This window comes from Flavimaricola marinus, assembly GCF_900184895.1.
GTDB classification, from domain to species: domain Bacteria; phylum Pseudomonadota; class Alphaproteobacteria; order Rhodobacterales; family Rhodobacteraceae; genus Flavimaricola; species Flavimaricola marinus.
Genome location: NZ_FXZK01000003.1, coordinates 180937 through 195079, shown reverse-complemented (window position 1 = coordinate 195079; position 14143 = coordinate 180937). Strand labels below are relative to the sequence as shown.

General features: G+C 64.4%; 15 protein-coding genes. 11 read left to right on the top strand and 4 right to left on the bottom strand.

The features are described 5' to 3' along the window. Positions 1 to 115: 115 nt before the first annotated feature. Positions 116 to 580, bottom strand: a complete 465-nt coding sequence (locus LOM8899_RS09845) for a peptidase S1 (protein WP_093992042.1) — start codon at positions 578 to 580, stop codon at positions 116 to 118. Between the two features lie 289 nt (positions 581 to 869). On the opposite strand from LOM8899_RS09845, the gene LOM8899_RS09840 reads away from it, so the two are divergent. Continuing rightward, complete coding sequence (locus tag LOM8899_RS09840; protein WP_093992041.1) at positions 870 to 2093, top strand: acyl-CoA dehydrogenase; 1224 nt, start codon at positions 870 to 872, stop codon at positions 2091 to 2093. A 112-nt stretch (positions 2094 to 2205) separates the two neighbouring features. Then, on the top strand, positions 2206 to 3141 hold the full coding sequence (locus tag LOM8899_RS09835; protein ID WP_093992040.1) for a hypothetical protein: 936 nt from the start codon (positions 2206 to 2208) through the stop codon (positions 3139 to 3141). Between the two features lie 19 nt (positions 3142 to 3160). On the opposite strand, the gene LOM8899_RS09830 is transcribed toward LOM8899_RS09835, so the two are convergent. Beyond that, positions 3161 to 3772 carry a hypothetical protein gene (locus LOM8899_RS09830; protein WP_093992039.1) on the bottom strand — a complete coding sequence of 204 codons (612 nt, stop codon included), beginning with the start codon at positions 3770 to 3772 and terminating at the stop codon, positions 3161 to 3163. A gap of 25 nt (positions 3773 to 3797) precedes the next feature. Next, positions 3798 to 4076, bottom strand: coding sequence for a hypothetical protein (locus tag LOM8899_RS09825; RefSeq protein WP_093992038.1), 279 nt, complete (start codon positions 4074 to 4076; stop codon positions 3798 to 3800). A 101-nt stretch (positions 4077 to 4177) separates the two neighbouring features. Between LOM8899_RS09825 and pyrC the strand changes: the two genes are divergently transcribed. From pyrC to LOM8899_RS09810, 3 genes are all read left to right on the top strand, one after another. Continuing rightward, positions 4178 to 5245: a dihydroorotase gene (gene pyrC / locus LOM8899_RS09820; protein WP_093992037.1), complete on the top strand. Its 1068-nt coding sequence runs from the start codon at positions 4178 to 4180 to the stop codon at positions 5243 to 5245. A 51-nt stretch (positions 5246 to 5296) separates the two neighbouring features. After that, complete coding sequence (locus LOM8899_RS09815) at positions 5297 to 5968, top strand: orotate phosphoribosyltransferase (RefSeq protein ID WP_093992036.1); 672 nt, start codon at positions 5297 to 5299, stop codon at positions 5966 to 5968. A 246-nt stretch (positions 5969 to 6214) separates the two neighbouring features. Next, entirely contained in the window at positions 6215 to 7708 is a 1494-nt protein-coding gene (locus LOM8899_RS09810; protein WP_093992035.1) for a replicative DNA helicase, read from the top strand. Between the two features lie 24 nt (positions 7709 to 7732). On the opposite strand, the gene LOM8899_RS09805 is transcribed toward LOM8899_RS09810, so the two are convergent. Continuing rightward, on the bottom strand, positions 7733 to 8278 hold the full coding sequence (locus LOM8899_RS09805; RefSeq protein ID WP_093992033.1) for a cupin domain-containing protein: 546 nt from the start codon (positions 8276 to 8278) through the stop codon (positions 7733 to 7735). On the opposite strand from LOM8899_RS09805, the gene LOM8899_RS09800 reads away from it, so the two are divergent. From LOM8899_RS09800 to LOM8899_RS09775, 6 genes are all read left to right on the top strand, one after another. Next, complete coding sequence (locus LOM8899_RS09800; protein ID WP_245820492.1) at positions 8277 to 9152, top strand: DUF1194 domain-containing protein; 876 nt, start codon at positions 8277 to 8279, stop codon at positions 9150 to 9152. The two genes, LOM8899_RS09805 and LOM8899_RS09800, sit on opposite strands and share 2 nt — an antisense overlap. Before the next feature lie 89 nt (positions 9153 to 9241). Then, positions 9242 to 10567 (top strand): hypothetical protein, encoded by a 1326-nt coding sequence (locus tag LOM8899_RS09795; RefSeq protein WP_093992032.1) that lies wholly within the window; start codon positions 9242 to 9244, stop codon positions 10565 to 10567. Further along, positions 10564 to 11355, top strand: a complete 792-nt coding sequence (locus LOM8899_RS09790; RefSeq protein ID WP_093992031.1) for a COG3904 family protein — start codon at positions 10564 to 10566, stop codon at positions 11353 to 11355. The genes LOM8899_RS09795 and LOM8899_RS09790 overlap by 4 nt, the downstream gene beginning before the upstream one ends. Positions 11356 to 11550: 195 nt before the next feature. After that, complete coding sequence (gene alr, locus LOM8899_RS09785) at positions 11551 to 12588, top strand: alanine racemase (protein WP_093992030.1); 1038 nt, start codon at positions 11551 to 11553, stop codon at positions 12586 to 12588. Next, a complete protein-coding gene (locus LOM8899_RS09780) occupies positions 12585 to 13361 on the top strand; it encodes an MlaE family ABC transporter permease (RefSeq protein WP_093992029.1) in 777 nt (258 codons plus the stop codon). Before alr ends, LOM8899_RS09780 begins: the two co-directional genes overlap by 4 nt. Then, the gene (locus LOM8899_RS09775) at positions 13358 to 14104 is read left to right on the top strand and encodes an ABC transporter ATP-binding protein (protein ID WP_093992028.1); all 747 of its coding nucleotides are present in this window, start codon (positions 13358 to 13360) and stop codon (positions 14102 to 14104) included. Before LOM8899_RS09780 ends, LOM8899_RS09775 begins: the two co-directional genes overlap by 4 nt. Positions 14105 to 14143 lie beyond the last annotated feature (39 nt).

The window sequence follows — 14143 nt, the reverse complement described above, 5'->3', positions numbered from 1 at the left end:
TGGCAGCGGCATATAATTCAACAGCCGGGCATCAGCGGCAGCGCGGATGAAGGAGCAGCAAAGCAAAAGCGCGCCCTTCGCAAAAGGGCGCGCCCGATTTCATGCCGTCAGGAGATCAGTAGTTGAATTCGGTAAAGACCAAGCGGGCCGGGTTGCGGCGCGAACCGTCATAGGAACCGATCCAGATATCGTAGAGGCCCTCCTGGGGGTTGTAGAAGGTGATTGCCGGATTGGTGCCGCGATAATCGTCGCTGTAATGCCAGCTGCCGTCGGGGGCATTGACCAACAGAACGGCGTCGGCACGGGCCTCGATGGCGATGGTCATCTGCGAAGACGACCCGCGCCAGTACAGGTCAAAGTCAGGGCGGCTGGTCACATAGCCCGCCGCGTTCAGGCCACAGCGGGCCAGATCGTTGGTGCCGCCGGCGGTCACATTGCGCACATAGGGATCGGGGGAGAAACCGGCATACAATTCCACGGTGCCGAAATAGGGACGGCCCTGCCAATCCGGACAAGCCGCCGCAGACGTTCCCAGCACCGCGGCCATCGTTGCAAGCGCCGCCAATGTTCTCTTAATCATTCTCTTCTCCTAATGTCCGGCGACCTTCCCAATCACCGCTTTGATAAAAGCCGATAATTCGGCTGACTGCTTCTCAGTCTGCCGAGCCTGATATGCAATAACAAGCCAGGATTACCCACTGCTTACCAACTGTAGCCGTTTCGCACTACGAGGTGCCGTAGCCCCGATTTCCGCGTCGAATTCGGCGCGGGATGCGTCATTCTGGCTCGAAAACGGTTCCACCGGTCGACTTGCCGCCTCCCCTGCGGCGGAGTAGCCTGTTGGTCAATCACAGACCAAGGAGCGCCCGATGAACCAGAGCACCAAGATCGCCGCCAGCGGCTTCGGCCCCGGGCTCGGAGCGTTCGACTGGGCCGATCCGTTCCGGCTCGAGGATCAGTTGACCGAGGATGAACGGATGCTGCGCGACGCGGCCCGCGAATTCGCGCAGACCCGGCTGCAACCGCGTGTCACAGAAGCCTACATGACCGAAGCCTCCGACCCGGACATCTTTGCCGAGATGGGCGAAGCCGGGCTGTTGGGGCTGACGATCCCCGAGGAATACGGCGGGCTCGGGGCGGGCTACGTCACCTACGGGCTGGTCGCGCGCGAGGTCGAGCGGGTCGATTCGGGCTACCGGTCGATGATGTCGGTGCAGTCCTCGCTGGTGATGTATCCGATCCATGCCTACGGGTCCGAGGAACAAAGGGCGAAATACCTGCCCGGACTGGCGGCCGGCACGCTGATCGGCTGCTTCGGGCTGACCGAGCCGGACGCAGGCTCCGACCCCTCGGGGATGAAGACCACCGCCAAAAAGACCGCAACCGGTTACATCCTCAACGGCTCCAAGATGTGGATCTCGAATGCGCCGTTTGCGGATGTCTTCGTGGTCTGGGCGAAATCCGAGGCACACGATGGCAAAATCAGGGGCTTCGTGCTGGAAAAGGAGATGACCGGGCTCTCTGCCCCCAAGATCGGCGGCAAGCTCAGCCTGCGGGCCTCCACCACCGGCGAGATCGTGATGCAGAATGTCGAGGTGGGCGAGGACGCGCTTCTGCCGGGCGTCGAGGGGCTCAAGGGGCCGTTCGGCTGCCTCAACCGGGCACGCTACGGGATCTCTTGGGGGGTCATGGGGGCCGCCGAGGCCTGCTGGCACGGCGCACGGCAATACGGGCTGGACCGCAAGCAATTCGACAAACCGCTGGCCCAGACCCAACTGTTCCAGAAGAAGCTGGCCGACATGCAGACCGACATCGCGCTCGGGCTGCAAGGGGCGCTGCAACTGGGGCGGATGATGGAATCCGGCACCGCCTCGCCGGAACTGGTCAGCCTGATGAAACGGAACAATTGCGGCAAGGCGCTCGACATCGCGCGGCACGCCCGCGACATGCACGGCGGCAACGGGATTTCCGCCGATTTTCAGGTCATCCGTCATATGATAAACTTGGAAACCGTGAATACCTACGAAGGCACCCATGACGTGCACGCGCTGATCCTCGGGCGGGCACAGACCGGGCTGCAAGCCTTCTTCTGAGCGCGGCATGGGCGCAAAAGCATCACCCGCTTTGCCCAATTTCGCCCAAATACGATCCTAGTACCGTTGCCATGCGCTGCGGTATCAAAACAAAACGATCGGACGTTACTGAATGACACCAGATCTCTCCCGCGATCTCTCCGGACTGTCCAAAGACGATTGGTTCCAAGCGCTTGACGAACTTGGCGAAGAGCACGGCTATCTCGAAAGGCTGGGGGACGAACACGCCGCCCTGTTCATCGATGCCGGCACGCGGCTTCTGGTGACGTTCGAATTGCGCAGCGCAGCACAGGCGCGGCCAAACGGAGCGCCGCTGGGCTTTGATCTGGTCACACGAAACGGCTGGTCGCTGCTGACGATTCTGGCCGAGGATAGCTCCTGGTTCCGCGGCGCGCGGCTCTACGGCTTTATCGACCGGCTGATCGACGACGGGTTCTTCGAGGATTTCGACAACGTCCTGTTCTATGGCGCCCATCAGGGCGGCTATGCGGCGGGGGCGTTTTCCGTCGCGGCGCCGGGAGCGACAGTGCTCATGATGCGGCCCGTGGCCACGCTTGATCCGGCCTATGCCGGCTGGGACCGGCGCTATCCAGAGGCGCGGCGCAAGGATTTCAATTCTCGGTTCGGATATGCGCCAGACATGATCGACGCGGTCGAAGAAGCGTTTGTCTGCTTCGATCCCACGATGCAGGCCGACGCAATCCACGCCGCATTGTTCCGGCGCAGCAACGTCACCGCTCTGCCCTGCCGCTTGGCGCGGCCACGGATCGAAGTGGCGCTGGAAAGCATGGACTGCCTGTTCCCGCTGATCGAACACGCCATGGCCGGAACGCTGACGAACATCAGCTTCGCCAAGCTCTGGCGGGCGCGGCGCGACAGCCAGACCTATCTGCGGACGTTGCTCAAACGGCTCGAAGTCGATGAGCGGCCCGGCTTGGCGGCACGGCTCTGCCGCTACGGGCTTGGCACGTCGGATGCGGGATTCTTCGAAGAGCGGCTGGCCAAGATCGAGGCCGCAGCCACGCGGCAGAAGGTCGCCTCCGCCTGAGCGGCGAAGGCGGACGGGTCTACTTCGTCGCCTGTTCCAGAGCGACGGGTGTGTAGGTGAACGGGTCTTCGCCATCGAACTGGCTCGACAGCAGCAGCGCGGTGCCAATCGCCGGCAGATAGGCGTAGCGGAGCCGCAACCAGCCCTCGTCACCCCAATCGTAATGCACGTTGGTGCGGAGCACTTCGTAGTCACAGCCTGACAGATTGATCGACGGAGCCGCGACGAAACCGACGGTGGCCACTTCGGGGCGTCGGGTGCCATCGTCAAAGATGTTGACGGTTTCGCCGGTCCACTCCACCCCCGCCGCAGGGGTGGGCAAGGTCGCAGGATCGACCGGAAACTCGATGATCAGGCCGGTGCCGTCGATCGGCGCGCCATCGGGGCCCGGCTCGTATTCCTCGACGAAGTAGACGCCGCGATGAGCGCGAAAGCGCATCATCGAATCGCCCGCATCGTAGAATTCGTCGATCTGCTGATAGCCATCGCCAGTGCGACGAATGGTTGTGAAATCACTGTTGTCATAGCGCACGGTCAGGCCACGGGTCAGGGCAGACTGATCGAAGCAGTCCGCCACCGCCGGCCCGGCCAAAACGGCAAGAGCCAGCCCTGTGGTTGGAATGATTTTCATTAATGCTCTCCTCAAGGTTCTTGTTCTAGCGGCGGGCGTCCATCGCGGCGCGGGCGGCGGCGACCAGACGGGTGCCGAAATAGCCCAGCGCACCGCCCAGGATCACCCAGAACGGGCTGCCGCTGTCGAGCAGGTTCGCAGCGATCCCGGCCACGAGCATCACCAATACGAACGCCAGCACCCGGCGCTCGCCCGGTTCGAGCACGATATGTTTGCGGATCATCGCCTCGATGGGCTTGGCCAGCGCGTCCTCGGCGGCAGGGGTCAGAAATCCGGCAACGACCGCAATGATAAAGGCCAGCATGATGGGTTCCTCCCGTTGCTTGCTGCCTAACTATCGCCAAGCGGACACAAGGTCGCAAGAGGCTATGGTCAGCGTGGGTTCGTCGGTGTAATCACCGAATTATGGCACAACTCGACACCCTCCTGCCAACGGGCAGCGAAATCACCCTGCGCAAGCCCGACGACTGGCACCTGCACCTGCGCGACGGCGCAATGCTGGCCGCCGTGCTGCCGGAAACCGCGCGACACTTTGGCCGGGCCATCGTGATGCCCAATCTGGTGCCGCCCGTGGTCACCGCCGCACAAGCCGCGGCCTACCGGGACAGGATTTACGCAATCTGGCCGCAAGGGGCGGGCTTCACCCCGCTGATGACGCTCTACCTGACCGAAGAGACCGATCCCGAAGACGTGGCACATGCGCATGCCGCCGGCATTGCGACTGCCGTGAAACTCTACCCCGCCGGGGCGACGACCAATTCGGCGTCCGGCGTGCGCGACTTTGCCAAGGTCCGGCCCGTGCTGGAAAAGATGGCCGAAATTGGGATGCCGCTCTGCGTGCATGGCGAAGTGACCGACCACAGCGTCGACATCTTCGACCGCGAAGCGGTGTTCATCGACAAGGTGCTGAAACCGCTGCGCAAGAAGACCCCCGATCTCAAGGTGGTGATGGAACACGTGACCACGCAGGACGCGGTGGATTACGTGCGCGACAGCAAGAAGAACCTCGCCGCGACGATCACCACGCACCACCTGATCATCAACCGCAACCACATTCTGGCAGGGGGCATCAAGCCGCATTACTACTGCCTGCCCGTGGCCAAACGCGAAAAGCACCGGGTGGCACTCGTGCAGGCGGCCGTGTCTGGCGACCCACGGTTCTTTCTGGGCACCGACAGCGCGCCGCACACCGATGCGAACAAGCTGCTGCCCTGCGGCTGCGCGGGGGTGTTCTCGGCGACGAACACGATTTCCTGCCTTGCAGAAGTGTTCGAGGCGGCAGGCAAGCTGAAGGCGCTGGAGGCCTTCGCCGCGCTGAACGGGCCGAAATTCTATGGGCTGAAACCCAATGACGAGACTATCACCCTGACCAAGGGCGACCCGATCTCCTATCCCACACGGATCGAGACCGGGGATGGGCCCGTCACCGTCTTTGACCCCGGATTCCCCCTCCACTGGCACGTCGCTGTGTGACGGCGTCAGGCAGTGGATATTTAGAACCCAAAGAAACAGGACCGCGCGCTGATGATCCCTTCGACCTTCACCGACCCCGCCGAAATTGCCCGCCTGACCGCGCGGATGCTCTTGGACATCGGGGCGGTGAGCTTCAACGCGACAGAGCCGTTCACCCATGCCTCCGGCAAGAAGGCTCCGACCTATGTCGATTGCCGCAAGCTGATTTCCTATCCGCGCATTCGCTCGGTGCTGATGGATTTCCTGACCACCACGATCATGCGCGAGGCCGGGCCAGAGGCGTTCGACAACGTGGCGGGCGGCGAGACGGCGGGCATTCCCTTTGGGGCCTGGGTCGCCGAGAGGCTGGCGCTGCCGATGACCTACGTGCGCAAGAAGCCCAAAGGTTACGGCAAGAACGCCCGTATCGAAGGGGCGATGACCGAGGGCCAGCGGGTTGTCCTCGTCGAGGACATGACGACGGACGGCGGCTCCAAGGTCAGCTTTGTGAATGCGATCCGCGAAACCGGCGCCAGCTGCAACTATACCGCCGTGATCTTCTTTTACGGCATCCATCCGAATGTGACGGAAAATCTGGCTAAAGAGGGGATCACTCTGCTGCATCTGTGCACATGGTGGGACGTGCTGGCCGAGGCGCGGCGGGGCGACTATTTCGACGCCGCAACGCTCGATTCCGTCGAAAGCTATCTGCGCGATCCGGGCGGCTGGTTGCCCGCCGCCTGATCCGGCGGCACTGCACCTGACGCTGCGGAAAGCGTAAGCGTCGGCAACGCCGCCGCCCCCCGCGCACCTACCAGATGTTGACCAAGTCCCCCCTCACAGGGCAAGATGACGTATGGACATGCTTCTCCACAGACCATCCACAGACATATACAATTTGCTCCCGCGCCCCTCATGCCTGTATGACCCGCGAACGCAGAGCGCTTCGGTGGGATCAGTGCTGTGCGGGCCAAACGGGGGACTTGCCTGATGAACGAAATCGCCGCCTTCAATGCGTCCGGCACCGCTGCCGCGACCGACGACGTCATGCCACATTCGATCGAAGCCGAGCAGCAGCTTCTGGGCGCGATCCTGACCAACAACGACGTCTTCGACCGGATTGCGTCGATCATCACCAAGGATCATTTCTATGATCCGGTCCACGCACGCATCTACGAGGTGGCGGCCGCCCGGATCTCCAAGAACGCATTGGCCAGCCCGGTGACGCTCAAGGCATTTCTGGAGGATGACGAGGGGCTCAAGGAGCTCGGCGGACCGGCCTATCTGGCCCGCCTTGCGGGTGCCGCGATCTCGGCCTTTGCGGTGCGCGACTACGCCCAGATCATCTATGATTTCGCGATCCGGCGCGAGCTGATCCGGCTGGGCCGGGACATCGCCGCCAAGGCGACCAAGATCGACGTGGCCTCCGAGCCCAAGGCGCAGATCGTCGAGGCCGAGCAAGAGCTCTACAAGCTCGCCGAACAAGGCACCTCTGAAAGCGGTTTCCAATCGTTCCTGCGCGCCGTCACCGATGCGGTGCAGGTCGCCAACGCCGCCTATCAGCGCGACGGTGGACTTGCCGGCGTCTCGACCGGCCTGAACGATCTGGACAAGAAGCTCGGCGGTCTGCACAAGTCCGACCTTCTGATCCTCGCCGGACGGCCGTCGATGGGCAAGACCTCGCTGGCCACCAACATCGCCTTCAACATCGCCAAGGCCTACAAGAAAGGCACCCTGCACGACGGCTCCGAAGGTGCGGTCAACGGCGGGGTCATCGGGTTCTTCAGCCTCGAGATGAGCGCCGAGCAGCTTGCCGCGCGTATCCTCTCTGAGGCGTCCGAAGTGCCCTCCGAGCAGATCCGGCGCGGCGACATGACCGAAGAGGAATTCCGCCGCTTCGTCGAGGCGGCCAAGGCGCTCGAAGCCTGCCCGCTGTTCATCGACGACACCCCTGCCCTGCCGATCTCTCAGGTCGCGGCCCGCGCGCGGCGACTGAAACGGACCCACGGTCTCGACGCGCTCTTCGTCGACTATCTCCAGCTGCTGCGCGGCTCGGGCAAGAACGACAACCGGGTCAACGAGATCTCGGAAATCACCCAGGGCCTGAAAGCGATTGCCAAGGAACTCGACATCCCGGTCGTGGCCCTCTCGCAGCTGTCGCGCCAAGTGGAAAGCCGTGAGGACAAGCGCCCGCAGCTTTCCGACTTGCGCGAATCCGGCTCGATCGAGCAGGACGCCGACGTGGTGATGTTCGTGTTCCGCGAGGAATACTACAAAGAGCGCGAAAAGCCCGGCGATCACGAGCTGGACAAGATGGCCGCATGGCAAGACGATATGGAGCGTCTGCGCGGCAAGGCCGAGGTCGTCATCGGCAAGCAAAGGCACGGGCCCATCGGCACCGTGGACCTCAGCTTCGAGGGGCGCTTTACCCGCTTTGGCAACCTCGTGCAGCCATGGCAGCAAGGCGAAGAGAGCGGTTTCTGACCGCCCGCTTCGCCGCTTGTCCCCCTAGACCAGCCCGCGTTCCTTGAGATCGACCATCACCTCGGGCGAAAACTCCGCTTTCGGGCCATTCCCGCCGATCACGAACATCAACAGATGCTCTTGATCCGGCTCGTCATGGGTCACGTTCATGAACCGGCGCTGGACGCCCGGCGGGAATGAGATCACGTCGTAGGGGCCCAGTTCAAAGGCTTCGACCTTGCCATCCACCTCCCATGAGCATTCCCAGCGGCCGGTCATCGGAATGAAGGTCTCGTTGGTGTCGTGGTTGTGCATCATCGGGCCCTTGCCGGGATAGGCTTTGCAATAGCCGAGGTTGAAGCCCTCGCTGATCTTGATCGCGGCGTTGCGGGCGGCGTTCGCGCCCACCGGGCTCGACGTGGCCCCTGCCTCGCCCTCGGGGGGCTGAAATCCGACCACGTTGAACAGCGTGCGCTTCGCGTCGGGGTGGTCACTGTCCGGCAAGCCCCCGTCGAATCCCTTGATCTCGGAAAACAGCGCAACGCGCTTGCGCATTTCCTCCCGCGTAACGCGGATTGTCGGCAGTGCCATGATGTCCTCCCTCAGTTGGCTCCTCGGCGCGATTAGGGCAGGTGCACCCGGCGCTGGTCAAGGGCGCCGGGGCCGCTACACTTCTGACATGATGCGCGTGCTCGCCCTCCTGCTCGGCCTCTTGGCCGGCCCTCTCTCGGCGCAACAGACCGAGGTCGACGTCGAACTGCTGCTGCTGGTCGACGTCTCGCGGTCGATGTCGCCGAGCGAACTGGCGCTGCAACGGCAGGGCTACGCCACGGCGCTGACATCGCCGCAGGTGGTCACGGCCATCGGGGACAGCATGACCGGGCAGATCGCGCTGGCCTATGTGGAATGGGCCGGGGCCGGTCGGCAGCGGATCATCATGGACTGGACGCTGATCCGGGGCGAAGACGACCTCACCGCCTTTGCCGACGTCCTGCGCGTCGGGCGGCTGACGACCCAGCTGCGGACGTCGATCCACGCGGCCATCGACTTCGGGGCCGACTACATCGACGGCAACGGCTATGCCGGGTTACGGCGGGTCATCGACATCTCGGGCGACGGACCCAACAACGAGGGACGGCCCGCCCCCGAGGCGCGGGATCAGGCCATAGCACGGGGGATCACCATCAACGGTCTGCCACTGATGACACGGGGCACCGGCTCCGCCGGAATGCGGCTCGACGATCTCGATGTCTATTACGCCAACTGCGTCATCGGCGGGCCGGGCGCCTTCGTCATCCCTGTCACCCGGTGGGAGGACTTCGCCGAAGCGGTCACCCGCAAGCTCGTCCTCGAACTGGCGGATGCAGCGCCGGCCCCTGAGCAAATCACCCTTGCCCAAGGCTACAACTGCCTGATCGGCGAACAGATGTGGTTCCGGCGCAATCAAAACATGCGCGAGCCCTGAACCCGCCCTGACCAAACTGTCATCAGAGCCGACTCGCACCGAGCAGCGGCTGGCCCTATATTGCAGGCAAGCAACAGGTGGGTGAGACAATGCAGGACGACAATCGGCTCAGCCGAACCGAGATGCGCGGCATGCGGCACGCCCGCGAAATCGAAGGCCACCTGAACTGGCTCGACAGCTTCACCGGGGCGGCTCTGGCCGTGCTGGCTGTGGCATCGGGGATCTACACCTACCTCGGGGTCTCGTCGCTGCTCGACGACACCGGCGCGCTCAGCGTCTTCGCGGCCATGGCCTATTCGGTGGCGGTCTCGGTCGGAATCTTCGTCTTCTGGTCGTACATGATGCGGCTCCTGCCCGCGATGCGGTCGATGGCCTCGCGGCTGGGGCTCTTGGCCTCGATGGGGCTGGGGTCCGTGGCGATCATCGCCATGTCGTCATGGCTCAACGCAGCGGCCCTGGCCGGGGCGGCCGCGGTCGAACAGCACCTCGCCACCACCGTGCAGAACTACCAAGCGGCATTGGAGCGGGCCAACACCATCGCCATTTCCGCGCAATCGCTCGAACGGGACGTCGCCCGCGTGCGCCAGAGCTTCACCGATCTGGCCGAACAGGAAGCCTCGGGCGATCTGTCGGGCTTTGCCGGGCAAGGGGCGGTATTCCGGCTCTTGCGGCAAAAGGCGGACGAACTCACCGGGCTCGAGGCGCAGATCAGCACGCAGGACGCCCTCGTCGGCGCCGCCTTCGCCGAAGGCAACGCGATCCTCAGCCGGATGCGGGCGCTCACCGTCGCCCCCGGCCCGGTCGAGACGCGCTCGGTGCAATTCAGCGAAGAGGCCGTGCGACTGGCCAACGTGATCACCCGGCTGCGGCAGCTCTCCGTCGCGCCACTGGTGCAACGCTCCGCGCAGGATCTGGCGCAATCGGTGATCCTGCCGCAACTCGACGGGACGAGCGCCGACACACGGGCCGGACAACAGGCCACCATCGATTCGGTGATGACCGTGCTCGGCCAGCGGGCCGAAACGCTCCAGCTTGCCGCCGAATCCGTCATGGCCATGCAACAGCCCGAAGACACCGTCTACACCCCGATCTCGACCGCCGACGCGGTGATCCTCTACGCGGGCAACTTCGTGCCCTCATGGGCCGGTGCCATCGCCATCGACCTGCTACCCGCCGTGTTGGTATTCATTACGGCAATCGCCCAGGCCGCGATCCGCACCGGGCGGGACAATATCTCCGCCGAGGATCAACTGACGCTGGCCGAACTCAGGGCCGCGCTGCAGGCGCTCCGCGACGTTGAAACCGTGCAGGCCGGTCCCGGCAAACAGCACGCCGCGCCACCGATCCCCGGCCCCGCACCGCCCAAGCAATCGCCCACGCTCTCGGCGATCGACAGCACACGTCCCGCCGAATGACCGACGCCGCCGAAACGCCAACCGGCAAGCACCCGGTCAAACGCTGGCTCACCGCGATTCTCGCGTTGCAATGCGGCATGGCCTTGATCCTGTTCGGCACGGATTTGATGCGGGTGCTGCCGACATTGATCAGCCCGTCGCGCGCGCCCGCCCTCGACGCGCCGACAGCCCCCGGCGATCAGACCCGGCGCTACGCCCCACGCGACCTGACGCAGCGCACCCCGCGGCCCGGCACACGGCCGATTCCCGCGACGGAGGACATGCCGACACGGCTCGCCTTCGACACAGGGCCGTTTGATGGCGGACAGGCGCTCACGCTCACCGGCTCCATCGCGCCGGGCGACGCAGAGCGGTTCGCCGATTGGCTCAGCACCCAGACGACACCGCCCGACACGATCTTTCTGAACTCGCCGGGCGGCTCGGTCGGGGATGCGCTGGCGATCGGGCGGCTAATCCGCGCCATGCCAGCCAGCACCCGAATGACCGAAACCGATGTCTGCCTCTCGGCCTGCCCCTACATCCTCGCCGGCGGCACCACACGGCAGGTCGAAGACGGCGCTTGGGTGGGCGTGCATCAGCACTTCTTTGGCGAGAACGTCGCCCTGCCCGCCTTCCTCGCGGTCGAAGACATCCAGCGCGGACAAGGCGAGGTCATGGCCTACCTGATCGAAATGGAGATCGACCCGGCGATCATGCAACACGCCCTCGTCACGCCCCCGGACGAGATCTACCTGCTCCAGCCGGACGAGTTGCAAGCCTACAAGCTGACCAGCGCCGACGGCGACTGATTCACCTGGCCGGAAAACTCCGGGGGGCCGCTCTGCCCGCTTCGCCATCGCGGCGCCACTACGGGGGCAGAGCCCCCATAGCGCCCCCGCCTCTGCCGCAATGACACCGACGCGATACCGACGGCAGACCGACGGTTTGTCCAAAGCCGTCCGGCCCTCTTGCCCGCCACAACGGCACCTGTCAAAAGACCCGGCATGAGCACAGCGAAACTGACCATCGACCTCGACGCCATCGCCGCAAACTGGCGGGCTTTGGATAAACTGAGCAACAGCGAAACCGCGGCCGTGGTTAAGGCCGACGGCTACGGGCTCGGCGCGGCACGAGTCGCCCGCACGCTCGCCCATGCCGGGTGCAAACGCTTCTTCGTGGCCGTCGCCGAAGAAGGCGCCGCAGTCCGTGACGCCGTCGGCCCCGGACCGGAAATCGGTATATTTTCCGGGCACATGCGCGGCGACACAGACATGATTGCCGATCTCGGTCTGACGCCGATGATCAACTCGCTCGAACAGCTAACGCGGCACCTCGAGGCGCTTCCCGGGCATCCGTTCGGCGTGCAGCTCGACACCGGGATGAACCGGCTCGGGATGGAATGGGAAGAGTGGGCCGCCGTGGCCGAAGTCGTGCTCGATCAACGGCCCGTGCTGCTGATGAGCCATCTGGCCTGCGCCGACGAGCCGGATCACCCGATGAACGCCTATCAGCTCGACATCTTTCGGCAAATGACCGACGGGCTCAACGTGCCGCGGTCGCTCGCCGCGACCGGCGGCATCCTGCTCGGGGCCGATTACCATTTCGACGTCACCCGGCCCGGCATCGGGCTCTACGGCGGACTGCCCTTCGCCGAGGCGACACGCACCGTGCAGATCGACCTGCCCGTCGTGCAGATCCGCGACATCGACGAAGGCGAGGTGGTCGGCTACGCCAACGCATGGCAAGCCACCCGGCGAAGCCGGATCGCGACCGTCTCCGCGGGCTATGCCGACGGTCTGTTGCGGGCGATCTCCGACAAGGCGACGCTCTGGCACAACGACACGCCCTGCCCCCTGATCGGCCGCGTGTCGATGGACCTGATCACCGTCGACGTGACCGATCTGGGCGAAGACCCGCGGCACCTGACCATCCTCGGGCCGCATCAAAGCGCCGACGATCTGGCCGAGGTCGCCGGGACAATCGGCTACGAGATCTTCACCTCGCTCGGGGCGCGCTATACCCGGCGGTATACCTCGCGATGATCCGGCTTCTGGCAGCCCTCGGCGCGCTCGTGCTCGGCGGACTGGCCTCCATCGGACGGCTTGCGATCTTTACCGGCCAGACGGTCAGCCACATCGTCCGACCGCCCTTCTACCCGCGAGAGCTCGGCGCGGCGCTGCTGCAAATCGGCTACTTCTCGCTGCCCGTCGTCGGGCTGACCGCCTTTTTCACAGGCGGCGCGCTTGCACTGCAAATCTACTCCGGAGGGGCGCGGTTCAGCGCCGAGGCGGTGGTTCCGCAGATCGTCGCCATCGGCATGGTGAGGGAACTGGGGCCGGTGCTTGTCGGGCTGATGATCGCCGCACGCGTGACTTCGTCGATTGCGGCCGAAATCGCCACGATGAAGGTCACCGAACAAATCGACGCGCTGGTCACCCTCTCCACCAATCCGATGAAATACCTCACCATGCCACGGGTTCTCGCCGCGACATTGGTGATGCCGTTGCTCGTCGCCGTCGGTGACATCATCGGCATATTCGGCGGCTATATGGTGGCGACCTACCGGCTCGACTTCACATCCGTGACCTATCTCAAGAACACGGTCGATTTCCTCGAATGGCTCGACATCCTGTCCTCGCTGACCAAAGGGGCCGCCTTCGGCTTCATCGCAGCCCTCATGGGGTGCTATTTCGGGATGCATTCGGACCGGGGGGCCATGGGGGTCGGGCGCGCGACCAAATCCAGCGTCGTCGCCGCGGCGGTGCTGATCCTCGCCGCCAATTTCATTCTGACAGAGGCGTTCTTTTCGTCATGATAACCCTCTCCGGCGTCACCAAGAGCTTTGGATCGAACCACGTCCTGCGTGGCGTCGACCTGACCGTCGGCAAGGGCCGTTCGATGGTGGTCATCGGCGGCTCCGGTACCGGAAAATCCATTCTGATCAAATGCATCCTCGGGCTGGTGACACCCGATGGCGGCAGCATCACCGTCGATGGGCGCGATGTGACACGGGTGCCGCGCGACGCGTTTCTGGCGCGATTCGGGATGCTGTTTCAGGGCGGCGCCCTGTTCGACAGCCTCCCGGTCTGGCAGAACGTCGCCTTTCGTCTGCTTCGAGGCGAACTGGCGCGGCCCTGGGCCGAGGCCAAATCCATCGCCATCGAAAAGCTGGCCCGCGTCGGGCTCGGCGCCGAAGTGGCGGAGCGGCTCCCGGCCGAGCTTTCGGGCGGGATGCAGAAGCGGGTCGGCCTCGCCCGCGCGATCTGCGCCGACCCCGAGATCATCTTCTTCGACGAGCCGACGACCGGCCTCGATCCGATCATGGCCGGCGTGATCAACGACCTGATCCGCCAGATCGTGACCGAGATGGGGGCCACCGCCATCACCATCACTCACGACATGACCTCGGTCCGTGCCATCGCCGACGACGTGGCGATGATTCACGGCGGCAAAATCCGCTGGACGGGGCCAGCCTCGGAAATGGATGCCAGTTCAGACCCTTACGTCGATCAGTTCATCCACGGACGGGCCGAAGGGCCGATTGAAACCCTGCGCTGAACCGCGCGATTGTCGCCGTTGCCGCAACAACCGCCCACA